Below are 22,429 nucleotides of genomic sequence, written 5' to 3'. Positions count from 1 at the left end.
GGAGCCTGGCTTGCCGGCGAATGGGGTGCAAAGCCCCCCCGGCAATCTCAAGCCAAGTGAGGAGCAGATGATCAACCTCACCCCCTGGCTCAACGCACCGACCTGGTACATTGCCTTCTCCGGCGGCCTCGATTCCACCGTCCTCCTGCACCTGCTGGCCGACCACGCCCGCAACCACGCCTCACCCCCTCTGCGCGCCATCCACATCCACCACGGCCTGCAACCCGCCGCTGATGCCTGGCCTGCCCACTGCCAAGCCATCTGCGACGACCTAGGCATCGAACTCCAGGTCATCCACGTTCAGGTCAGCCCCGGCGCCAGCCTTGAACAGGCCGCTCGTGATGCCCGCTATGACGCCTTCAGGCAAGCCCTCGGCCCAGGCGATATCCTGTTCACCGGCCAGCACCGCGACGACCAGGCCGAGACCCTGCTGTTCCGCCTGCTACGCGGCGCCGGCCTGCGCGGTTTGGCTGCCATGCCGGGGCAGCGGGCATTGGGGCAGGGGCGCCTGGCCAGGCCGTTGCTGGGCTGTTCCCGGCAACAGTTGCAGGGCTACGCCAAGGTCCACGGGCTGCGCTGGATCGAAGACCCGTCAAACGCCGACACACAATTTGCCCGCAATTACCTGCGCAGCGACGTGTTCCCGCGCTTGCAGCAGCGTTGGCCGCAGGCCACCCAGAACTTCGCCCGGGCCGCAGATCATCTGGGCGAGGCACTGGGCCTGCTGGACGAGCTGGCACAGGCCGACCTGGCGCTTGCAGGGGAGGGGGCGCCCGTCGCTTGGCCGGGGCTGGACTCCCTCGACCTGGCCGCCCTGACGGCCCTGTCGCCGGCCCGTCAGCGCAATGCCCTGCAATACTGGCTGAGCCAGCGCACCCGCCTGCCCGACACCCGGCATTGGGCTGGTTGGGCGGACCTGCGTGATGCCGGCGCCGATGCCCAGCCGGTCTGGCGGTTGGCCGATGGGCACCTGCTGCGCAGCCACGGGCGTATCTGGTGGTTGAGTGGCGACTGGCTGCAGCTGCCCGCTGGTCAACTGGCCTGGGTCGATACAAGCCTGCCTTTGCAACTGCCCGGCAACGGCAGCGTGCGTCTTGTTGGCGCAGCAGCGCTGGGCGGGTTGCGCATTGCCTACCGCCAGGGCGGCGAAGTTGTCGAGCTTGCCGGCCGCGGCCGACGCGACCTCAAGCGCCTGCTCAACGAGCAACAGGTGCCGCATTTCCTGCGCCCGCGCCTGCCGCTGTTGTACCAGGGCGAGCGCCTGCTGGCGGTGGCCAACCTGCCCGGGCTGGTACAGGCTGGTTGCCAGCTGCATTGGCAATTGCCGACGAGCGCACAAGGTTTGAGCTGAAGGGTACATTCCGGTAGACTACCCTCCCTTCTTGATACAACTTCTGTGGGTTCCGCGAAAACACAGCAGTTGCCGATTACCAAGCAGTTTTTTGCTGGGCTGATTCTGAAAATGACGAGCGAGCTCCATGCCGGGGATAACCCTGGTCTGTACAGACGCGGCAGTTTTTTGAGATGCACTGTGATTGACGCCGGTGATCGGGGGCTTCGGCCTTCCTTCGCTTTCTCCGGCGGCCCAGGCCGCCTTAACGCAGACTTCTAGGGTTTTTCATGACGCGCTACATATTCGTCACGGGCGGTGTTGTTTCTTCATTGGGGAAAGGCATTGCCTCGGCTTCCCTGGCGGCCATCCTGGAAGCGCGGGGCCTGAAGGTCACCATGCTCAAGCTGGATCCGTACATCAACGTCGATCCGGGCACCATGAGCCCGTTCCAGCACGGTGAGGTGTTCGTCACCCACGATGGCGCCGAGACCGACCTCGACCTGGGCCACTACGAGCGGTTCATCCGCACCACGATGACCCAGAACAACAACTTCACCACCGGCCGTATCTACGAGCACGTGCTGCGCAAAGAGCGCCGTGGTGATTACCTGGGCGCGACCATCCAGGTCATCCCGCACATCACCGACGAAATCAAGCGTCGCATCATCAAGGGCGCCGGCGATGCCGACGTGGCCCTGGTGGAAATCGGCGGTACCGTGGGTGACATCGAGTCGCAGCCGTTCCTCGAGGCGATTCGCCAGCTGCGCGTCGAAGTGGGCTCCAAGCGCGCCATGCTGATGCACCTGACCCTGGTCCCGTACATCGCCACCGCTGGCGAGACCAAGACCAAGCCGACCCAGCACTCGGTCAAGGAGCTGCGCTCCATCGGCCTGCAGCCTGACGTGCTGATCTGCCGCTCCGACCACCCGGTCGATGCTTCGTCGCGTCGCAAGATCGCGCTGTTCACCAACGTTGAAGAGCGTGCGGTGATTTCGCTGGAAGACGTCGACACCATCTACAAGATCCCGGGCGTGCTGCACGCACAGGGCCTGGACGACTTCGTCGTCGAGCGCTTCGGCCTGCAGTGCAATAGCGCCGACCTGTCCGAGTGGGACAAAGTGGTCGATGCCAAGCTCAACCCGGAGCAGGAAGTGACCATCGCCATGGTCGGCAAGTACATGGAGCTGCTGGACGCGTACAAATCGCTGATCGAAGCGATGAGCCACGCCGGCATCACCAACCGTACCAAGGTCAACCTGCGTTACATCGACTCGGAAGACATCGAGAACCAGGGCACCAGCCTGCTCGAAGGCGCCGACGCCATCCTGGTGCCGGGCGGTTTCGGCCTGCGCGGCGTTGAAGGCAAGATCACCGCGGTGCAATACGCCCGTGAGAACAAGGTGCCATACCTGGGTATCTGCCTGGGCATGCAGGTGGCGGTTATCGAATTCGCCCGTAACGTGTTGGGCTGGAAAGACGCCAACTCCACCGAATTCGACCGCAACAGCGGCCACCCGGTGGTCGGCCTGATCACCGAATGGGCCGATGCCACCGGTGCCGTCGAAACCCGCACCGAGGCTTCCGACCTGGGTGGCACCATGCGCCTGGGCGCACAGGACTGCCAGCTGATTGCCGGTTCCAAGGTGCACGACTGCTATGGCAAGGACGTGATCACCGAGCGTCACCGTCATCGCTACGAAGTGAACAACAACCTGCTGCCGCAACTGGTCGACGGCGGCCTGGTGGTTTCCGGCCGTTCCGAAGACGGCGCACTGGTAGAAGTGGTCGAGTCCAAGGACCACCCATGGTTCGTCGCCTGCCAGTTCCACCCGGAATTCACCTCGACCCCGCGTGACGGCCACCCGCTGTTCAGTGGCTTCGTCAAGGCAGCCCTGGCTCAGAAAAACAAGGCCTGATCAATGACCCAGAAGATCATTCGCGTCGGTAACATCGAGATCGCCAACGACAAGCCGTTCGTCCTGTTCGGCGGCATGAACGTCCTGGAATCCCGTGACCTGGCAATGAAGGTCTGCGAGGAATATGTGCGGGTTACCGAGAAGCTCGGTATCCCGTACGTGTTCAAGGCCAGCTTCGACAAGGCCAACCGTTCGTCGGTGACGTCTTATCGTGGCCCGGGCATGGAAGAAGGGCTGAAGATCTTCGAAGAGATCAAACGCACCTTCAACGTGCCGGTAATCACCGATGTGCACGAGCCTTACCAGTGCGAGCCGGTGGCCAAGGTGTGCGACATCATCCAGTTGCCGGCCTTCCTGTCGCGCCAGACCGACCTGGTTGTCGCGATGGCCAAGACAGGCGCCGTGATCAACATCAAGAAGGCGCAGTTCCTGGCGCCGCACGAAATGAAGCACATCCTCGCCAAGTGCGTCGAGGCCGGCAACGACCAGCTCATCCTGTGTGAGCGCGGTTCGAGCTTTGGCTACAACAACCTGGTGGTGGACATGCTCGGCTTCGGGATCATGAAGCAGTTCGAGTACCCGGTGTTCTTCGATGTGACCCACGCCCTGCAAACGCCGGGTGGTCGCGCCGATTCCGCCGGTGGCCGCCGTGCCCAGGTCACCGACCTGGCCAAGGCTGGCATGAGCCAAGGCCTGGCCGGCCTGTTCCTCGAAGCCCACCCCGATCCGGACAACGCCAAATGCGATGGTCCATGCGCCTTGCGCCTGGACAAACTGGAGCCATTCCTGGCCCAGCTCAAGCAACTGGACGACCTGGTGAAAAGTTTTCCGACGGTAGAAACCGCGTAAAGCTCATTTCTCGGGTAAAGTACCGCCCGATCCACCCCTGACCAATCGGTCAGGGGCTCCCTTCACCCGGCCTGCCCACTGCAAGTCCGCCGGGTGAACGGCAAGAATTTCTTAAGCTAAGTTGTTTTCGTCAATTCTGGAGTGCTTACAACAATGGCAAAAATCGTCGACATCAAAGGTCGTGAAGTTCTCGATTCGCGTGGCAACCCCACCGTGGAAGCCGATGTACTGCTCGACAACGGCATCATCGGCAGCGCTTGCGCGCCGTCCGGTGCTTCCACCGGCTCGCGCGAAGCGCTGGAGCTGCGTGATGGCGACAAGAGCCGTTACCTGGGCAAGGGCGTGCTGAAGGCCGTCGCCAACATCAACGGCCCGATCCGTGACCTGCTGCTGGGCAAGGACCCTTCCGACCAGAAGGCCCTGGACCACGCCATGATCGAGCTGGACGGTACCGAGAACAAGGCCAAGCTGGGCGCCAACGCCATCCTGGCGGTTTCCCTGGCTGCTGCCAAGGCTGCTGCCCAGGACCAGGACCTGCCGCTGTACGCGCACATCGCCAACCTGAACGGCACCCCGGGCCAGTACTCGATGCCGGTTCCGATGATGAACATCATCAACGGTGGCGAGCACGCCGACAACAACGTCGACATCCAGGAGTTCATGGTTCAGCCGGTTGGCGCCAAGACCTTCTCCGACGGCCTGCGCATGGGTACCGAAATCTTCCACCACCTCAAAGCCGTGCTGAAGGCCCGTGGCCTGAACACTGCCGTAGGTGACGAAGGTGGCTTCGCCCCTAACCTGGCTTCCAACGAAGACGCCCTGGGCGCCATCGCCGAAGCGGTCGAGAAAGCCGGCTACAAGCTGGGCACCGACGTGACCCTGGCCCTGGACTGCGCGGCTTCCGAATTCTACGAAGACGGCAAGTACAACCTGTCTGGTGAAGGCAAGTCGTTCGACGCCGAAGGTTTCGCTGACTACCTGAAAGGCCTGACCGAGCGCTTCCCGATCATCTCGATCGAAGATGGCCTGGACGAGTCCGACTGGGCTGGCTGGAAGATCCTCACCGACAAGATCGGTGAAAAGGTACAGCTGGTGGGCGACGACCTGTTCGTGACCAACACCAAGATCCTCAAGGAAGGCATCGAGAAGGGCATCGGTAACTCGATCCTGATCAAGTTCAACCAGATCGGCTCGCTGACCGAAACCCTGGAAGCCATCCAGATGGCCAAGGCTGCCGGCTACACCGCAGTCATCTCGCACCGTTCCGGTGAAACCGAAGACTCGACCATTGCCGACCTGGCTGTAGGTACCGCTGCCGGCCAGATCAAGACCGGTTCGCTGTGCCGTTCCGACCGCGTTTCCAAGTACAACCAGCTGCTGCGCATCGAAGAGCAACTGGGCGCCAAAGCGGTATACCGTGGTCGTGCCGAGTTTCGCGGCTAAGCAAGAGATGGTAAAAAGACAGCAGCCGGAGTTGTAGGAACGTTCGTACTGATCTTTCCTTCATTCCAACGGGTTTCTGTCAACGAAGCCTGGCCTCGGCCAGGCTTCGTGCTATTCGAGGCCCCGATGTAACAAATACGCGGCAGCCTTTTCAACCTGGATAACGTGATGCGCAGTCCCTATTGGGTGTTCCTCGTTCTGCTCCTGCTGCTGGGTGGCCTGCAGTACCGCCTGTGGGTGGGTAATGGCAGCCTGGCGCAAGTGACCGAACTGAAGCAGCAGATTGACGAGCAGCATGCCGAGAACGAGCGCCTGCTTGAGCGTAACCGCGTGCTCGATGCCGAAGTGCTGGAGCTGAAAAAAGGCATGGAGACCGTTGAAGAGCGGGCTCGCCACGAATTGGGAATGGTCAAAGAGGGCGAAACCCTCTTCCAGTTGCCACAGAAATGATCGATACCTTACCGGCCTTCTGGGCCGTGATTCCTGCTGCGGGCGTAGGCGCCCGCATGGCTGCCGACCGACCCAAGCAATACCTGGAGCTGGCCGGGCAGACCCTTCTCGAGCACAGCCTCGACTGTTTTCTTGGCCACCCGTCGCTCAAGGGTGTGGTGGTCAGTATTGCCGAAGATGACCCGTACTGGCCCGGCCTGCGCTGCGCCAGCGACCCGCGAATCCAGCGTGCGACGGGCGGGCGTGAGCGCGCCGACTCGGTGCTTAACGCCCTGCTGTTGCTGCACGCCCAGGGGGCATCGGACAGCGACTGGGTGCTGGTGCACGATGCCGCGCGGCCGAACCTGGCGCGCAGCGACCTGGACAAGTTGTTGTCGGAGCTGGCGGACGACCCGGTGGGTGGCCTGCTGGCCGTGCCGGCGCGCGACACCCTCAAGCGTGCCGACAGCAATGGCCGGGTGAGCGCTACCGTGGACCGCAGCACAATCTGGCAGGCGTACACGCCGCAGATGTTCCGCCTTGGCGCGTTGCATCGGGCGCTGGCCGAGTGCCTGGTGTCGGATGTGGTGGTAACCGATGAGGCCTCGGCCATTGAGTGGTCGGGCCAGGCGCCGCGGCTGGTCGAAGGGCGCAGTGACAACATCAAGGTGACCCGGCCGGAAGACCTGGAGTGGTTGCGCCAGCGCTGGGCCGGGCGGCGCTGAAGGTTAAGACCTGTGTTGGCTTCTTCGCGGGCATGCCCGCTCCCACAGGCTGAAGCCGTACCTGTGGGAGCGGGCGAGCCCGCGAAGAGGCCAGTACAGCCAACACATCTCTTCAGGCCAACCGATACTCCGGCAGCCCCGCCAACCCTTCCTTCAGGTAATCCACCAACCGCCGCACTTTCGGCGACAAATGCCGCTGCTGCGGATACAGCGCCCACACCGCCGTATTCGGCGGCTGGTGCGCTTCCAGCAAAGACACCAGCGCACCACTGTGCAGGTGCTCCAGCACGTAATAGTCCGGCAGCTGGCACAGCCCCATCCCCAGCAGCGCCGCATCCAGCACCGCCTGCCCGCTGTTGCAGCGCCAGTTGCCCTGTACCCGCTGGCTGATCTCGCGCCCGTCCTGCTGCAACGCCCACAAATCCGAACTACCCACCAGGCAGTTGTGCCGCGCCAGTTCCGACAGGCTGTGCGGCCGGCCATAACGTTCCAGGTAAGCCGGCGAGGCACACAGGTACATGCGCCGCGGCGCCAGGCGGGTGGCCACCAGCCGAGAGTCGGCCAGCCGGCCCAGGCGAATGGCCAGGTCCATGCCTTCATGCAGCAGGTCGAGGGTGTGGTTGCTCAACTCCACATCCACCCGCAGCTGCGGGTATAGCGTCATGAACCTTGTTACCAGCGGCACGATAAAACGCTCGCCGTAGGCCACTGCGCAGGTCATGCGCAACAGCCCTTTGGGCTCGCTGGCCAGGTCGCCCATGGCGCGCAGGGCTTCCTCGCGGCCATCCTGCAAACGCTGGCAATGTTGCAAAAAGGTTTGCCCGGCCTCGCTCAGGGTTACCCGGCGGGTGCTGCGGTACAGCAGACGAGTCTGCAAGCGCTCCTCAAGCCTGGCGATTTGGCGGCTGATGTGTGACGAGGAAACCCCCAGGCGCTCGGCGGCTGCCGTGAACTGGCCTGATTCGGCCACGGCGACGAATTCGTCGATGCCTTCCCAGCGGCTGCTCATGGATTATCCCTGTGTGGCAATAATGTTTTGTCTTCGGCCGGATTATTCATCAAAAGGCAGTGAATTACACTGCCAGACTGAATCGACCCTCTGTCTGGAGACCTTTGATGATCAAGTCCCGTGCTGCCGTAGCCTTCGAGGCCAAGAAACCCCTGGAAATCGTCGAAGTCGACGTCGCCATGCCCAAGGCCGGTGAAGTGCTGTTGCGCGTGGTAGCCAGCGGTGTCTGCCATACCGACGCCTACACCCTGTCCGGTGCAGACCCGGAAGGCATCTTCCCGTCGATCCTTGGCCACGAAGGCGGCGCGATCGTCGAAGCGGTAGGCGAGGGCGTGACTTCGGTAGCCGTGGGTGATCATGTGATCCCGCTGTACACCCCGGAATGCGGCAAGTGCAAATTTTGCCTGTCGGGCAAGACCAACCTGTGCCAGGCCATCCGCGCCACCCAGGGCAAAGGCCTGATGCCGGACGGCACCACGCGCTTCTCCTACAAGGGCCAGCAGCTGTTCCATTACATGGGTACTTCGACCTTCTCCGAGTACACCGTGCTGCCGGAAATTTCCGTGGCCAAGATCCAGAAAGAAGCCCCGCTGGAAAAGGTGTGCCTGCTGGGCTGTGGCGTTACCACCGGTATCGGCGCGGTGCTCAACACCGCCAAGGTCAAGCCGGGTGACACCGTGGCCATCTTCGGCCTCGGCGGCATCGGTTTGTCGGCAGTGATCGGTGCGGTCAAGGCCAAGGCCTCGCGCATCATCGCCATCGACATCAACCCGGCCAAGTTCGAGATTGCCCGCCAGCTGGGAGCCACCGACTGCATCAACCCGAAAGACTACGACCGCCCGATCCAGGAAGTGATCGTCGACCTCACCGACGGTGGCGTGGACTTCTCCTTCGAGTGCATCGGCAACGTGCAACTGATGCGTGCGGCGCTGGAGTGCTGCCACAAAGGTTGGGGTGAGTCGGTGATCATCGGTGTGGCCGGTGCCGGCCAGGAAATCGCCACCCGTCCGTTCCAGCTGGTGACCGGCCGGGTATGGCGCGGTTCGGCGTTCGGTGGCGTGCGTGGCCGCAGCGAGCTGCCAAGCTACGTGGAAATGTCCGAGAAGGGCGAGATCCCGCTGGATACCTTCATCACCCACACCATGGGCCTGGAGGACATCAACAAAGCCTTCGACCTGATGCATGAAGGCAAGAGCATCCGCAGCGTGATCCACTTCTGAGGTCAGCCATGAGCCTGGATAACATCTCCTGCCAGAAGAGCTTCGGCGGCTGGCACAAGCGTTACCGGCATCACTCCAAGGTGCTGGGCTGCGACATGGTGTTCGCCGTGTACCTGCCGCCGCAGGCTGAGCAGGGCGAGAAGCTGCCGGTGCTGTATTGGCTGAGCGGCCTCACCTGCACCGACGAGAACTTCATGCAGAAGGCCGGCGCCCAGCGCCTCGCCGCGGAGCTTGGGCTGATCATCGTCGCCCCCGACACCAGCCCGCGTGGCGAGCAGGTGCCGGGCGACCCGGATGGCGCCTGGGACTTCGGCCTGGGGGCTGGCTTCTACCTCAACGCCACCCAGCAACCCTGGGCCAAGCACTACCGCATGCACGACTATGTGGTGGACGAGTTGCCCGCCCTGATCGAGGCGCATTTCCCGGCATCGGGCGAGCGCAGCATCAGTGGCCACTCCATGGGCGGGCATGGCGCGCTGGTGTGCGCCTTGCGCAACCCGGGGCGCTACCGGTCGGTGTCGGCGTTCTCGCCGATCAGCAACCCGATGGATTGCCCGTGGGGCGAGAAGGCCTTCAGCCGCTACCTGGGTGAGGACCGTGCGCGCTGGCGTGAATGGGATGCCAGCGTATTGCTGGCCGAAACCCCTGCCGGCGAATGCCCGCTGTTGCTGGTGGACCAGGGCGACCGTGACGACTTCCTCGAAAAGCAGCTCAAGCCTGAAGCGCTGGAGCAGGCTGCACGCAAAGGGGGCCATGAACTGACCCTGCGTCTGCAGCCGGGCTATGACCATAGCTACTACTTCATTGCCAGCTTCATCGAAGAGCACCTGCGCCATCATGCGGTGGCACTGGGTCGGGTGTAACAGCCTGGTCCAAAAGCCGCCAAAGCCGCTGCAAAGCAGGTAGAATCACGCCCTGACTCATTCAGGGCGTTTTTCTATGCGTATTGGCCACGGCTACGATGTGCACCGTTTCTGCGACGGTGATTTCATTACCCTGGGCGGGGTGCGTATCCCCCACAAATACGGCCTGCTGGCCCATTCCGACGGCGACGTGCTGCTGCACGCCCTGAGCGATGCCTTGCTGGGCGCCGCGGCGCTGGGCGACATCGGCAAGCACTTCCCCGACACCGACCCACAGTTCAAGGGTGCTGACAGCCGTGTGCTGCTGCGCCATGTGGTTGGTATCGTCAAAGCCAAGGGCTGGAAGGTCGGCAATGTCGACGCCACCATCGTCGCCCAGGCGCCGAAGATGGCCCCGCACATCGAGACCATGCGCCAGCTGATCGCCGAAGACCTGCAGGTCGAACTCGACCAGGTCAACGTCAAGGCCACCACTACCGAAAAACTGGGCTTCTGTGGCCGCGAGGAGGGTATTGCCGTGCATTCGGTCGCCCTGCTGCTGCCAGCATGACCGAACTGGAACTGCTGGGCCCGCGTGCATCGGGCGAACCACTGGGTACCGCCGTTCTCAAGGCGGTAGCCGAAGACTTCCAGGTCGACGAAGTGCTGGACATTCCACTGTCCGGTCAGGGTGAGCACCTGTGGCTGTGGGTCGAGAAGCGTGACCTTAACACCGAGGAAGCCGCCCGCCGCCTGGCCCGCGCTGCCGGTGTGCCGGTACGCACCATCAGTTATGCCGGGCTCAAGGACCGGCAGGCCCTTACCCGCCAGTGGTTCAGCCTGCACCTGCCGGGCAAGGCCGACCCGGACCTGTCGCGTGCCGAAGACGCCAGCCTGCGCGTGCTCAAGCAGGTGCGCCACCAGCGCAAGCTGCAGCGCGGCGCGCATTCGGCGAACGGTTTCACCTTGCGCCTGACCGGCCTGGTTGCCGACCACCAGGCGGTTGATGCCCGTCTGGAACAGCTCAAGCAGCACGGCGTGCCCAACTATTTCGGCACCCAGCGCTTCGGCCATGGCGGCGGCAACGTCCATGACGCCCTCGACTGGGCCGCTCGCAAAGCCTTGCCCGAACAGCGTAATGTGCGTTCGCGCCTGCTTTCGGCCGGGCGCAGCTACCTGTTCAATCAGGTGCTGGCTGCACGTGTCGCCGAAGGTAGCTGGGCCCGTGCGCAAGTCGGCGACCTGCTGGCGTTCACCGACAGCCGTAGTTTTTTCCCGGCGGGTGAGGCGGAATGTGCCGACCCACGCCTGGCGATTCTTGACCTGCACCCCACCGGCCCGATGTGGGGCGAGGGTGCTTCGCCTGCTGGCGCGGCCACTGCCCACCTGGAAAACACCGTCGGTGCAGGCCAGCCGGCACTTTGCCAGTGGCTGGCCCAGGCGGGCATGGATCACGAACGGCGTATTTTGCGGCTCCCTATTGGCGGCCTGACATGGCATTATCCCGAGCCTGATATCCTGCAACTGGAATTCGTCCTGCCGGCCGGATGCTTCGCCACCGTGGTGGTGCGTGAAGTCGTGGATCTGGTGTCGGCAGGGCAGACGGACAGCCCATGCGTATTCTGATTTCGAACGACGACGGTGTAACCGCACCCGGCATCGCCGCGCTGCACGCTGCGCTGGTGGATTATGCCGAGTGCGCGGTGATCGCCCCGGATCAAGACAAGAGCGGCGCCGGCAGTTCGCTGACGCTGGACCGGCCGCTGCACCCGCAAACCCTGGCCAACGGTTTCATCAGCCTCAACGGCACGCCAACCGACTGCGTGCACCTGGGGCTCAACGGGCTGTTGCCGTACACGCCAGACATGGTCGTGTCGGGCATCAACCTGGGGGCCAACCTGGGTGATGACGTGCTGTATTCGGGCACGGTCGCCGCAGCGTTGGAAGGCCGCTTTCTGGGCGGTACGTCGCTGGCATTCTCGCTGTTGTCACGCCAGCCGGACAACCTGCCGACCGCAGCCCATATCGCCCGCCGCCTGGTCGAGGCACAGTCGCGCCTGGCGCTGCCGCCACGCACCGTGCTCAACGTCAATATCCCCAACCTGCCGCTCGAGCACATCCGGGGCATCCAGCTCACCCGTCTCGGGCACCGGGCCCGGGCGGCGGCACCGACCAAGGTGGTCAACCCACGCGGCAAGGAAGGCTACTGGATCGCCGTGGCCGGTGATGCCGAAGACGGCGGGCCGGGCACCGACTTCCATGCAGTCATGCAGGGCTACGTATCGATCACCCCGCTGCAACTCGATCGCACCTTCAATGATGCCTTCGAGCAACTCGACGGTTGGCTGGAGGGCCTGCTCTGATGCGCGAGGACGATATGCTGCGGCGCGGTATCGGCATGACCTCCCAGCGTACCCGGGAGCGGCTGATCCAGCGCTTGTGCGAGGAGGGTGTTTCGAACACCAAGGTGCTCGACGTGATTCGACGTACCCCGCGCCACCTGTTCGTCGACGAGGCACTGGCGCATCGTGCCTACGAAGACACCGCACTGCCCATTGGCCATAACCAGACGATTTCGCAGCCGTTCATGGTTGCCCACATGAGCGAACTGCTGCTCGAGGCCGGGCCACTGGACAAGGTGCTGGAGATTGGTACCGGGTCGGGTTACCAGACGGCGATCCTGGCCCAGCTGGTGGAGCGGGTGTTTTCGGTAGAGCGCATCAAGGTGCTGCAGGACCGCGCCAAAGAGCGCCTGGTGGAGTTGAACCTGCGCAACGTGGTATTCCGCTGGGGCGATGGTTGCGAAGGGTGGCCGGCGCTGGCGCCGTACAACGGCATCATCGTCACGGCGGTCGCGCCTGAAGTGCCGCAGGCACTGCTTGACCAGCTGGCGCCCGGGGGCCGCATGGTGATCCCGGTGGGGCCGGCCGGCGAAGCACAGCAACTGATGCTGATTGTGCGCGAGGAGCATGGATTCTCCCGCCGCGTACTGGGGGCCGTGCGCTTCGTGCCGCTGCTCAATGGCCCGCTGGCCTGAGCGCTGCGGGTAGGCGCCGCGCGGTATTTTTGCGCAAGCGGCGAATTCTTGCAGCTTCGCCCTGTCTATCTGGCGGTGCAAAGCGCTAGTGCGCAACGGGGCTTTGCAACAGCCTTTTGCACCAGCCTGCCAATCACGGCCAGCTTGGTTATAATTGCAACATTATTGCATTTCTTGTCTTCATATCGTTTTTGGCACCATGAGGGGAGCGCGGGTGGGTCACACAGTCATTCGGCAGCGCAAGGACGGGTCGGGTTTCAAGCTTCTGGTGATTGCACTGGCCATGGGCACGCTACTGGTGGGTTGCTCAAGCACCAGCAGCAGTAGCAGCAGCGCGCGGGTGGTCGACCGCAACAACACCGTGCCCAAGCGCCCGGCAGTGACCTCCGGGCAGTACGTCGTCAAGCCTGGCGACACCCTGTTCTCCATCGCCTTCCGTTATGGCTGGGACTACAAGGAGCTGGCCGCCCGCAACGGCATCCCGGCGCCTTATACCATCCGCCCGGGCCAAGCGATTCGTTTCAGCAGCGGTTCGAGCAGCAGCACCACGGTGGTGTCCAACCCATCCTCGTCGAGCCGCACCACGGTCACGCGGCGGCCTGTGGGCAGCACTGCCACGTCGTCTGCCAACACCAGCAAACCGGCCACGCCAGCACCTTCCACCAGCACGCCGGTGGTAGCCACCGTGCCGGCCGCCGAGCGCGCGGTGGGCGGCTGGACATGGCCCGCCAACGGCGTGCTGATTGGAAAATTTGCTTCAAACGGTAGTTTGAATAAAGGCATTGATATCGCCGGTGATTTGGGACAGCCTGTTTTTGCTGCGTCTGATGGTGCGGTGGTTTACGCCGGGAGTGGTTTAAGGGGCTACGGCGAGCTGATCATCATCAAGCACAGCGATACCTACGTCAGTGCCTACGGTCATAACCGCAGGCTGTTGGTTCGGGAGGGGCAGCAGGTCAAGGCAGGGCAGTCGATTGCTGAAATGGGGTCCACGGGCACTGATCGGGTGAAGCTGCATTTCGAGATTCGCCGCCAGGGCAAACCCGTCGATCCACTCCAGTTCCTGCCACGCCGTTGATCGTTGTGCCCGGCCTGTTCCTGTGATGTAGAGGGGACAGGCTCAAGCGCTGCCAGGGATAAAGGTGCCGCTCGAGTCTGAGTTCGAACTCAGCAAAGGACTATAACAATGGCTCTCAGTAAAGAAGTGCCGGAGTTTGACATCGACGATGACGTCCTCCTGATGGAGACGGGCATCGTTTTGGAAACGGATGTGGTGTCAGACGAACCTGCTGTATCTTCGGTTCGGACGAGGGCCAAGTCGGGCTCTTCGCTCAAGCAACACAAGTATATCGATTACACCCGGGCGCTTGATGCCACCCAGTTGTATCTCAACGAGATCGGCTTCTCGCCGTTGCTTTCGCCGGAAGAGGAAGTGCATTTTGCGCGTTTGTCGCAAAAGGGCGACCCTGCTGGCCGCAAGCGCATGATCGAAAGCAACCTGCGCCTGGTTGTTAAAATTGCCCGTCGTTACGTTAACCGCGGCCTGTCGCTGCTCGACCTGATCGAGGAGGGCAACCTGGGGCTTATCCGTGCGGTCGAGAAGTTCGACCCGGAGCGTGGTTTCCGTTTTTCGACCTATGCGACCTGGTGGATCCGCCAGACCATCGAACGGGCGATCATGAACCAGACCCGCACCATCCGCCTGCCGATCCACGTGGTCAAGGAACTGAACGTCTACCTGCGCGCCGCACGCGAGCTGACCCAAAAACTCGACCACGAGCCTTCGCCGGAAGAAATTGCCACATTGCTGGAAAAACCGGTCGCCGAGGTCAAGCGTATGCTCGGCCTGAACGAGCGTGTGTCTTCGGTGGATGTGTCGCTTGGCCCGGACTCTGACAAGACCCTGCTCGACACCCTGACCGACGACCGCCCGACCGACCCGTGCGAGCTGCTGCAGGATGACGACCTGTCGCAGAGCATCGACCAGTGGCTGGGCGAGCTGACCGACAAGCAGCGTGAGGTGGTAGTACGCCGCTTTGGCCTGCGCGGGCATGAAAGCAGCACCCTTGAAGATGTGGGCCTGGAGATTGGCCTGACCCGTGAGCGGGTGCGGCAGATTCAGGTGGAGGGGCTGAAGCGTCTGCGGGAAATCCTGGAGAAGAATGGCTTGTCCAGCGAGTCGTTGTTCCAGTAGCGAAAGCCTGTAGTACAAGACGCCCCGATGATCTCGGGGCGTTTTTGTGTGTGGCGGAAAGTGCTGATCCGTTCGAAATTGCCGGGGGCGCTGCGCGCCCCTTTCGCGACACAAGGCCGCTCCCACAGGAGTGCGCGTCCAAGCTGTGGGAGCGGCCTTGTGTCGCGAAAGGGCTGCAAAGCAGCCCCCAAAATCTGTCTGAAGAAACAGGTATCTAATGTGTACCGCGCCACCCCGGTAACATTGCATGTAAGCCTTTTCTTACTTGTTTTGTAAGCTATCTATGCAAGCGTCAGTAAATCATTGTCGTTTCCAGCCCCTGTATTTTTCCAAGCCATTGAAAGTCATGAGTTATTCGGCTGTGAGGAAATGTGTCCCACGCAATACCTTGTGAGGTTTCGCGCTTGCTCGCTCAGCTCAACCCGCTAGTATTCGAACTGTGCACACGGACATGCACAGGCTTCCAGGGAGGAGGCCAGGGACATCGCAAGAAGCGATTTCATCAGGATGATGTTTGGGACAAGCAGGGACTACGGAAAAAATGTGGGCGGGTCAAACCGCCCCTTTTTTTTGCCCGCAGAAAAACAAAAAAGGCCCCGAGGGGCCTTTTCTTGTCCGGGCGCTATCAGCGCTCCAGGTCTGCAATCTTGCCAGTCTTGCCGTCCCACTCTTCAGCGTCCGGCAGGGCATCCTTACGCTCGGTGATGTTAGGCCAGACTTCCGCCAGTTCGGCGTTCAGCTCGATGAAGTTTTCCATCCCGGCAGGGATCTCGTCTTCCGAGAAGATGGCTTGCGCCGGGCATTCCGGTTCGCACAGGGCGCAGTCGATGCACTCGTCCGGGTGAATGACCAGGAAGTTCGGGCCTTCGTAGAAGCAGTCCACCGGACAGACTTCCACGCAGTCGGTGTATTTGCATTTGATGCAGTTGTCGGTGACGACGAAGGTCATTTCTAGTTCTCTCCTCAGGCGACGGCGGCGGCCCTTCCTCTCAGGGCCGCGCGGTTTACTGGTATGTGGCTGCAGGCCAGGCTAATAACCTGCAGCACCAGCAAACCGCGGCGGATTCTACCAGCTTGTAGTGGGCGCCGTTATAACAGGTTCTTTAGTTGATATAGCATTTCGATAGCTTGACGCGGGGTCATGTCGTCCAGTTGCAGCTTGCCCAGCTTCTCGATGGCCGGGTGTGGCAGGCTGGCGAACAAGTCGCTCTGGTGCGGCACCTGGGGTACATCCTTGGCCTTGTGGGCCGGGACTTGTTCATGCGGCAGGCTGGTGGTTTCCAGGCGTGCCAGGTGCTCGCGGGCACGCTGGATGACTACCGTGGGCACGCCGGCCAGCTGTGCCACAGCCAGGCCGTAGCTTTGGCTGGCAGGGCCAGGCAGAACATGGTGCAGGAACACGATACGCTCGTTGTGCTCGGTAGCGTTCAGGTGCACGTTGGCCACCAGCGGCTCGCTTTCCGGTAGCACGGTAAGCTCGAAGTAGTGGGTGGCGAACAGCGTGTAGGCACGCAGCTGGGCCAGGCGCTCGGCAGCAGCCCAGGCCAGCGACAGGCCGTCGAAGGTGCTGGTGCCGCGGCCCACTTCGTCCATCAGCACCAGGCTACGGTCGGTGGCGTTGTGCAGGATGTTGGCGGTTTCGCTCATCTCGACCATGAAGGTCGAGCGCCCGCCGGCCAGGTCGTCGCTGGAACCGATACGGGTGAAGATGCGGTCGACCAGCGACAGCTCGCAGCTGGCCGCCGGCACGAAGCTGCCGATGTGCGCCAGCAGCACGATCAGGGCGGTCTGGCGCATGTAGGTGGACTTACCGCCCATGTTCGGGCCGGTGATGATCAGCATGCGCGTGCTGTTGTCCAGGCCCAGGTCGTTGGCCACGAACGGCGTGGTCAACACCTGCTCCACCACCGGGTGGCGGCCTTGCTCGATGCGCAGGCACGGTTCGTCGACGAAGCGCGGGCAGTTCAGGTCGAGGTTAAGCGCACGTTCGGCCAGGTTGCTGAGCACATCCAGTTCGGCCAGGGCGGCGGCGCTGTCCTGCAGCGGCGCCAGGTGGCTGATCAGGGTTTCCAGCAGGGCGTCATAGAGCATCTTCTCGCGGGCCAGGGCGCGGCTTTTGGCCGACAGCGCCTTGTCCTCGAACGCTTTCAGCTCGGGGGTGATGAAGCGTTCGGCGCCCTTGAGCGTCTGGCGACGGATGTAGTCGCCCGGCGCCTGCCCGGCCTGCTTGGTCGGCAGTTCGATGAAGTAGCCGTGCACGCGGTTGTAGCCGACCTTGAGGTTGGCCAGGCCGGTGCGGGCCTTTTCCCGGGCTTCCAGGTCGATCAGGAACTGGCCGGCGTTTTCGCTGATGGCCAGCAGGTCGTCCAGCTCGTTGTCATAGCCGGCCTTGAGCACGCCACCGTCGCGAATGACTGCTGGCGGGTTGTCGATGATCGCCCGCTCCAGCAGGCTGGCCAGCTCCGGGTAGGTGCCGGTAATGGCCGCCAGGCGCGCCAGGTGCGGCGCCTCCAGCTCGGTCATGGCGTTTTGCAGCTCGGGCAGCGCGCCCAAGGCATCGCGCAGGCGCGCCAGGTCGCGAGGGCGGGCGTTGCGCAGGCCGATACGGGCGAGGATCCGCTCGATGTCGCCAATTTCCTTCAGCTGCGGTTGCAGCTTCTCGAAGCGGTAGCTGTCGAGCAGGCAGCGGATCGAGTCCTGGCGTGCTTGCAATACTTTCAGGTCGCGCAGCGGGCGGTTCAGCCAGCGGCTCAGCAGGCGGCTGGCCATGGCGGTCTGGCAGCGGTCGACCACCGATTGCAGGGTGTTGTCACGCCCACCCGCCAGGTTGACGTCCAGCTCCAGGTTGCGACGGCTGGCGCCATCGAGGATGACCGTGTCGTCCAGGCGCTCGTGGCGCAGGCTGCGCAGGTGCGGCAGGGCGGTGCGCTGGGTTTCCTTGGCGTAGGTCAGCAGGCAGCCGGCGGCGCCAATGGCCAGGGTCAGCTTGTCGCAGCCAAAGCCCTTGAGGTCCTTGGTTGCAAACTGCTGGCACAGGGCTTTGCGTGCCGAGTCGCGGTCAAAGTCCCACGGCGCACGGCGGCGGGCGCCTGGGCGTTTTTCGGCGGGCAGGTCACGTGGCCAGTCGTCGGGGATCAACAACTCGACCGGGTTCAGGCGCTCAAGCTCGGCCAGCAGGTTTTCCCAGCCCTTGATCTCCTGCACGCTGAAGTTGCCGCTGGTGATGTCCAGTACGGCCAGGCCGAACAGGCGTTCGTCGCCGAGCAGTGCGGCAATCAGGTTGTCGCGGCGCTCGTCGAGCAACGCTTCGTCGCTGACCGTGCCGGGGGTGATGATGCGCACCACCTGGCGTTCCACCGGGCCCTTGCTGGTGGCCGGGTCGCCAATCTGCTCGCAGATCACCACCGATTCGCCCAGCTTGACCAGCTTGGCCAGGTAGCCTTCCAGCGAATGGAACGGAATCCCGCACATGGGGATGGACTGGCCGGCCGACTGGCCGCGTGCGGTCAGGGTGATGTCCAGCAGTTTTGCGGCCTTCTTTGCATCTTCGTAGAAGATTTCGTAGAAGTCGCCCATGCGGTAGAACATCAGCTGGTCCGGGTGCTGGTTTTTCAGCTTCCAGTACTGCTGCATCATCGGGGTGTGTGCGGAAAGATCGGAAATTGCTTTATTCATCAAAGGCTTAGAAAGTAGGTCTCAACATTGTGGGGCAAATTGGGGCGTTCCGTGTTGCATGCGCGACGCCGAGACCCACCTGAATTTTCAAGCCGCATAGGTTAACACGGCTACCGCACAGGCAGCACCTGCAACGCCGGGCAGCGCAGGTGTAAGGGCATGGCTTGTTGACAGCATGGTGCTCCCATGGAAGATTGCGCGCTTTTGGCCGTGCCAAGTTAACCGTTAGTGCAATCAGGTTGGTTAGTGCAGTGAGTGGAATTCGTTTTGATGTCGATGCGGTTTTTTGTATCTCCCTCGACACGCGGGATGACCGGCGCAAGCTGTTCAGTGAAACCATCGGGCGGCAGCTGGACAACGAAGTGGTCTTTCATGTCGTGCCGAAAAACAGTGACCCCAAGCGTGGTTGCTACGAATCGCATCAGCAGTTGGCACGTCACGCACTGGACAACGGGCTGGATCGAATCCTGATCTTCGAAGACGATGCCAAGGCTTATGATTTCAAGCCTTCGCAGGTGCGCTGGGTGAACCGCTTCATGCAGAACCGCTCTTTCCAGGCCCTGCACCTGGGCTATTCCATGGGGCGAACCTGGCTGACGTGGTTCCCGTTCATTGCCAGGGGGCGGGTGGTTGCACTGCACGCTTATGTACTGTCGCGCGAAGGCTGCCGGATCCTGGCAGAAGCGCCCTACGATGGCACACCCGTGGATGTTGTGGTCAAGCACAAGCTCCGTCAGCACTGTGTGTTCCCGATGCTGTATCGCCAACATGCTGCAGCTGTGGCGGGTAGCGATCTGGAGCAGGTAGTGCGTAATGAGGATGAGTGGTGGGAGCGTAACTGGGCCAAGCACCGGCGTTCACCGATCAGGAACTTCTGGCGTACCGTACTGCGGCTGAACTTCTGACATGCCCCATTGGCTGAGGCGTATGATCTGCGGGCTGTACAGGCACAAAGCGGTCGAGGTCGAACGCCTGTTCATTGGCGAGATCGTCATTTCGCGGCAGGTTTGTTGTCGTTGTGGCTGCCCGCTTCGCGATCTGGCTGAATATCAGTGAACGCAACTAGCTGATAGGGTAGAGGGCAGCCTTCCAGGAGCCCGACATGGACCCGATCACCACGCTTGCCACCCGCCTGGGTGAGCACCTGCGCCGTTTCAATGCACAAGTGACCACCGCCGAATCCTGCACCGGCGGCGGCATTGCCGAAGCCATCACCCGTATTCCTGGCAGTTCGGCCTGGTTCGAGGCCGGCTACGTGACCTATTCCAACGCTCAGAAAACCCGCCAGTTGGGCGTGCCCGAGGCCTTGTTCGGCCAGGTGGGCGCAGTTAGCCAGGAAGTGGTCGAAGCCATGGTTCGCGGTGCCCAGGCTGCCAGTGGCGCGCGCTTTGCCGTGGCGGTAAGCGGTGTGGCCGGGCCGGACGGTGGCTCTGCAGCCAAGCCGGTGGGCACCGTGTGGCTGGCCTGGGGTGACGGCAGCCGGGTATTCAGCGAGCGCCGCCAGTTCGACGGCGACCGCGAAGCCGTGCGCCGACAGACGGTGATCGCCGCGTTAGACGGCTTGTTACAGCTTGGTGCCGAGTAAATCGACGACAGGGGTTTGCGTCGGCGCCTGCCTGTGGAATAATACTGGCTACTTATACAGGTATTCCGGCCGTCAGGGCCACGTCGAACACGTGAGGATTTCAATGGACGACAACAAGAAGCGCGCCTTGGCTGCGGCCCTGGGTCAGATCGAACGCCAATTCGGCAAAGGCGCAGTCATGCGCATGGGTGACCAGGAACGCCAAGGTATTCCTGCCATCTCCACCGGTTCCCTGGGCCTGGACATCGCCCTGGGCATCGGCGGCCTGCCAAAAGGCCGTATCGTCGAGATTTACGGCCCGGAATCGTCGGGTAAGACCACGCTGACCCTTTCGGTCATCGCCGAAGCCCAGAAAAACGGCGCTACTTGTGCCTTCGTCGACGCCGAGCACGCCCTGGACCCTGAGTACGCTGGCAAGCTGGGTGTCAATGTTGACGATCTGCTGGTCTCGCAGCCGGACACTGGCGAACAGGCCCTGGAAATCACCGACATGCTGGTGCGTTCCAACGCCGTTGACGTGATCATCGTCGACTCCGTGGCCGCGCTGGTACCAAAGGCCGAGATCGAAGGCGAAATGGGTGACATGCACGTGGGCCTGCAGGCCCGCCTGATGTCGCAGGCGCTGCGCAAGATCACCGGTAACATCAAGAACGCCAACTGCCTGGTCATCTTCATCAACCAGATCCGTATGAAGATCGGTGTGATGTTCGGCAGCCCGGAAACCACCACCGGTGGTAACGCCCTGAAGTTCTACGCCTCGGTGCGTCTGGACATCCGTCGTACTGGCGCGGTCAAGGAAGGCGACGAGGTGGTCGGCAGCGAAACCCGCGTCAAGATCGTCAAGAACAAGGTTTCGCCACCGTTCCGCCAGGCCGAGTTCCAGATCCTCTACGGCAAGGGCATCTACCGTAACGGCGAGATCATTGACCTGGGTGTGTCCCAAGGCCTCGTCGAGAAGTCGGGTGCCTGGTACGCCTACCAGGGCAACAAGATTGGTCAAGGCAAAGCCAACGCTGCCAAGTACCTGGCCGAGAACCCGGCTATTGGTGCAGAGATCGAGAAGCAGATCCGTGACAAGCTGCTGAAAGCGGGTGCTGTTGCTGAAGCGGGTAAAGCTGCTGCTGCCGAAGCTGATGCCGATGACATGGCAGACGCTGACGCTGGTTATTGATTACGCGATAGATAGCCAATATGTCCGCCGTACTCGACACCCCCGTCGCCATCCGGCGGACAGCCATGGACCTGCTCGCGAGACGTGAGCATGGTCGCGTCGAGCTGACGCGCAAGTTGCGTCAGCGCGGCGCTTTGGATGAGATGATCGAGCCTGAGCTCGACCGGCTCACCGAAGAAGGGCTGCTCAGTGAGGCCCGTTACCTCGAAAGTTTTATCCGCTACCGTTCCAGCTCTGGCTATGGCCCTGTGCGTATTCGCGAAGAGCTCGGCCAGCGCGGCTTGGCGCGCAGTGATATCGACCAGGCATTGCGTGAGAGCGAAGTGGATTGGGGCGAGCGCATGCGTGATGTGTGGCAGCGCAAGTTCGCCGGGCAGCGGCCGCAGGATCCGCGTAGCCGTGCCCAGCAAACCCGGTTCCTGGCTTACCGGGGGTTTCCCATGGATTTGATCGGCCGCCTGCTCAGTGGGCGGGATCTGGACGATTACTGAAGTCTATGCGTTGGCTTCGGGCTCACACGGTCTCTGTGGGTGCGGGAAAGTCGAGGCGTCGAACCACCGCGAACACCGGCAAAGCCGGTGCCATTCACCACGCTGGCTTCTTCGCGGGCACGCCCGCTCCCACAGGTATTGCGCTGGGTCGGGCTCGCACGATCCCTGTGGGAGCGGCTTCAGCCGCGAACACCGGCAAAGCCGGTGCCATTCGCCGCGCTGGCTTTTTCGCGGGTGAACCCGCTCCCACAGGTATTGCGCTAGCTTCGGGCGCACACGATTCTTCGGGTTAACACGATCCCTGTGGGAGCGGCTTCAGCCGCGAACACCGGCAAAGCCGGTGCCATCCACCGCGGTGGCTTCTTCGCGGGCACGCCCGCTCCCACAGGTATGGCGGTAGCTTCGGGCGCACACGATCCATGTGGGAGCGGGCGAGCCCGCGAACACCGGCAAAGCCGGTGCCATTTACCGCGCTGGCTTCTTCGCGGGCACGCCCGCTCCCACAGGTAT

General features: G+C 62.6%; 21 protein-coding genes. 18 read left to right on the top strand and 3 right to left on the bottom strand.

The window, feature by feature from the left end; genetic code table 11:
• Positions 1-67 precede the first annotated feature (67 nt).
• The 6 genes from tilS (at position 68) to ispD (ending at position 6,695) form a co-directional block, all read left to right on the top strand.
• A complete protein-coding gene (gene tilS, locus ACFY9W_RS11850) occupies positions 68-1,351 on the top strand; it encodes a tRNA lysidine(34) synthetase TilS (protein WP_391130102.1) in 1,284 nt (427 codons plus the stop codon).
• Positions 1,352-1,620: 269 nt separating this feature from the next.
• Positions 1,621-3,249: a CTP synthase gene (locus ACFY9W_RS11845; RefSeq protein WP_391130099.1), complete on the top strand. Its 1,629-nt coding sequence runs from the start codon at positions 1,621-1,623 to the stop codon at positions 3,247-3,249.
• Between the two features lie 3 nt (positions 3,250-3,252).
• Positions 3,253-4,098 (top strand): 3-deoxy-8-phosphooctulonate synthase, encoded by an 846-nt coding sequence (kdsA, locus tag ACFY9W_RS11840; RefSeq protein ID WP_060497316.1) that lies wholly within the window; start codon positions 3,253-3,255, stop codon positions 4,096-4,098.
• Positions 4,099-4,251: 153 nt separating this feature from the next.
• On the top strand, positions 4,252-5,541 hold the full coding sequence (eno, locus tag ACFY9W_RS11835; protein ID WP_391130095.1) for a phosphopyruvate hydratase: 1,290 nt from the start codon (positions 4,252-4,254) through the stop codon (positions 5,539-5,541).
• A 168-nt stretch (positions 5,542-5,709) separates the two neighbouring features.
• Positions 5,710-5,991 carry a cell division protein FtsB gene (ftsB, locus tag ACFY9W_RS11830; RefSeq protein WP_016712918.1) on the top strand — a complete coding sequence of 94 codons (282 nt, stop codon included), beginning with the start codon at positions 5,710-5,712 and terminating at the stop codon, positions 5,989-5,991.
• A complete protein-coding gene (gene ispD / locus ACFY9W_RS11825) occupies positions 5,988-6,695 on the top strand; it encodes a 2-C-methyl-D-erythritol 4-phosphate cytidylyltransferase (protein ID WP_391130092.1) in 708 nt (235 codons plus the stop codon). Before ftsB ends, ispD begins: the two co-directional genes overlap by 4 nt.
• Positions 6,696-6,807: 112 nt before the next feature.
• Here the strand turns inward: ispD and ACFY9W_RS11820 are convergent, their stop codons facing one another.
• On the bottom strand, positions 6,808-7,704 hold the full coding sequence (locus tag ACFY9W_RS11820) for a LysR substrate-binding domain-containing protein (protein ID WP_391130089.1): 897 nt from the start codon (positions 7,702-7,704) through the stop codon (positions 6,808-6,810).
• Positions 7,705-7,811: 107 nt separating this feature from the next.
• Here ACFY9W_RS11820 and ACFY9W_RS11815 point away from each other — a divergent pair, with 107 nt between their 5' ends.
• From ACFY9W_RS11815 to rpoS, 8 genes are all read left to right on the top strand, one after another.
• On the top strand, positions 7,812-8,924 hold the full coding sequence (locus tag ACFY9W_RS11815) for an S-(hydroxymethyl)glutathione dehydrogenase/class III alcohol dehydrogenase (protein WP_016712915.1): 1,113 nt from the start codon (positions 7,812-7,814) through the stop codon (positions 8,922-8,924).
• Between the two features lie 8 nt (positions 8,925-8,932).
• Positions 8,933-9,787 (top strand): S-formylglutathione hydrolase, encoded by an 855-nt coding sequence (gene fghA, locus ACFY9W_RS11810; protein ID WP_391130086.1) that lies wholly within the window; start codon positions 8,933-8,935, stop codon positions 9,785-9,787.
• Positions 9,788-9,863: 76 nt separating this feature from the next.
• Entirely contained in the window at positions 9,864-10,337 is a 474-nt protein-coding gene (gene ispF, locus ACFY9W_RS11805; protein ID WP_391130083.1) for a 2-C-methyl-D-erythritol 2,4-cyclodiphosphate synthase, read from the top strand.
• Positions 10,334-11,392 (top strand): tRNA pseudouridine(13) synthase TruD, encoded by a 1,059-nt coding sequence (gene truD / locus ACFY9W_RS11800; RefSeq protein ID WP_391130080.1) that lies wholly within the window; start codon positions 10,334-10,336, stop codon positions 11,390-11,392. Before ispF ends, truD begins: the two co-directional genes overlap by 4 nt.
• Entirely contained in the window at positions 11,380-12,129 is a 750-nt protein-coding gene (gene surE / locus ACFY9W_RS11795) for a 5'/3'-nucleotidase SurE (protein ID WP_391130077.1), read from the top strand. The genes truD and surE overlap by 13 nt, the downstream gene beginning before the upstream one ends.
• Positions 12,130-12,164: 35 nt before the next feature.
• Positions 12,165-12,803, top strand: a complete 639-nt coding sequence (locus ACFY9W_RS11790) for a protein-L-isoaspartate(D-aspartate) O-methyltransferase (protein ID WP_003252348.1) — start codon at positions 12,165-12,167, stop codon at positions 12,801-12,803.
• Positions 12,804-13,017: 214 nt separating this feature from the next.
• Positions 13,018-13,881 carry a peptidoglycan DD-metalloendopeptidase family protein gene (locus ACFY9W_RS11785; protein WP_391130074.1) on the top strand — a complete coding sequence of 288 codons (864 nt, stop codon included), beginning with the start codon at positions 13,018-13,020 and terminating at the stop codon, positions 13,879-13,881.
• Between the two features lie 108 nt (positions 13,882-13,989).
• Positions 13,990-14,997, top strand: coding sequence for an RNA polymerase sigma factor RpoS (rpoS, locus tag ACFY9W_RS11780; RefSeq protein WP_009686059.1), 1,008 nt, complete (start codon positions 13,990-13,992; stop codon positions 14,995-14,997).
• Positions 14,998-15,622: 625 nt separating this feature from the next.
• Here the strand turns inward: rpoS and fdxA are convergent.
• Both fdxA and mutS read right to left on the bottom strand, forming a co-directional pair.
• The gene (gene fdxA, locus ACFY9W_RS11775; RefSeq protein ID WP_012270863.1) at positions 15,623-15,946 is read right to left on the bottom strand and encodes a ferredoxin FdxA; all 324 of its coding nucleotides are present in this window, start codon (positions 15,944-15,946) and stop codon (positions 15,623-15,625) included.
• Positions 15,947-16,086: 140 nt separating this feature from the next.
• On the bottom strand, positions 16,087-18,660 hold the full coding sequence (mutS, locus tag ACFY9W_RS11770; RefSeq protein ID WP_391130455.1) for a DNA mismatch repair protein MutS: 2,574 nt from the start codon (positions 18,658-18,660) through the stop codon (positions 16,087-16,089).
• A 263-nt stretch (positions 18,661-18,923) separates the two neighbouring features.
• Between mutS and ACFY9W_RS11765 the strand changes: the two genes are divergently transcribed.
• The 4 genes from ACFY9W_RS11765 to recX all read left to right on the top strand — a co-directional run bounded on the left by ACFY9W_RS11765 (position 18,924) and on the right by recX (position 21,919).
• The gene (locus ACFY9W_RS11765; RefSeq protein WP_391130071.1) at positions 18,924-19,577 is read left to right on the top strand and encodes a hypothetical protein; all 654 of its coding nucleotides are present in this window, start codon (positions 18,924-18,926) and stop codon (positions 19,575-19,577) included.
• A 197-nt stretch (positions 19,578-19,774) separates the two neighbouring features.
• Positions 19,775-20,257 (top strand): nicotinamide-nucleotide amidohydrolase family protein, encoded by a 483-nt coding sequence (locus ACFY9W_RS11760; RefSeq protein ID WP_391130068.1) that lies wholly within the window; start codon positions 19,775-19,777, stop codon positions 20,255-20,257.
• A gap of 103 nt (positions 20,258-20,360) precedes the next feature.
• Positions 20,361-21,428 carry a recombinase RecA gene (recA, locus tag ACFY9W_RS11755; RefSeq protein WP_110746074.1) on the top strand — a complete coding sequence of 356 codons (1,068 nt, stop codon included), beginning with the start codon at positions 20,361-20,363 and terminating at the stop codon, positions 21,426-21,428.
• Positions 21,429-21,448: 20 nt separating this feature from the next.
• A complete protein-coding gene (recX, locus tag ACFY9W_RS11750) occupies positions 21,449-21,919 on the top strand; it encodes a recombination regulator RecX (protein ID WP_391130065.1) in 471 nt (156 codons plus the stop codon).
• Positions 21,920-22,429: the final 510 nt, after the last annotated feature.

It is taken from the genome of Pseudomonas sp. NPDC008258 (genome assembly GCF_042956345.1).
Lineage (GTDB): Bacteria > Pseudomonadota > Gammaproteobacteria > Pseudomonadales > Pseudomonadaceae > Aquipseudomonas.
Note: the sequence above shows the minus strand (reverse complement) of the source record. Positions and strands in the feature narration are given on the sequence as shown.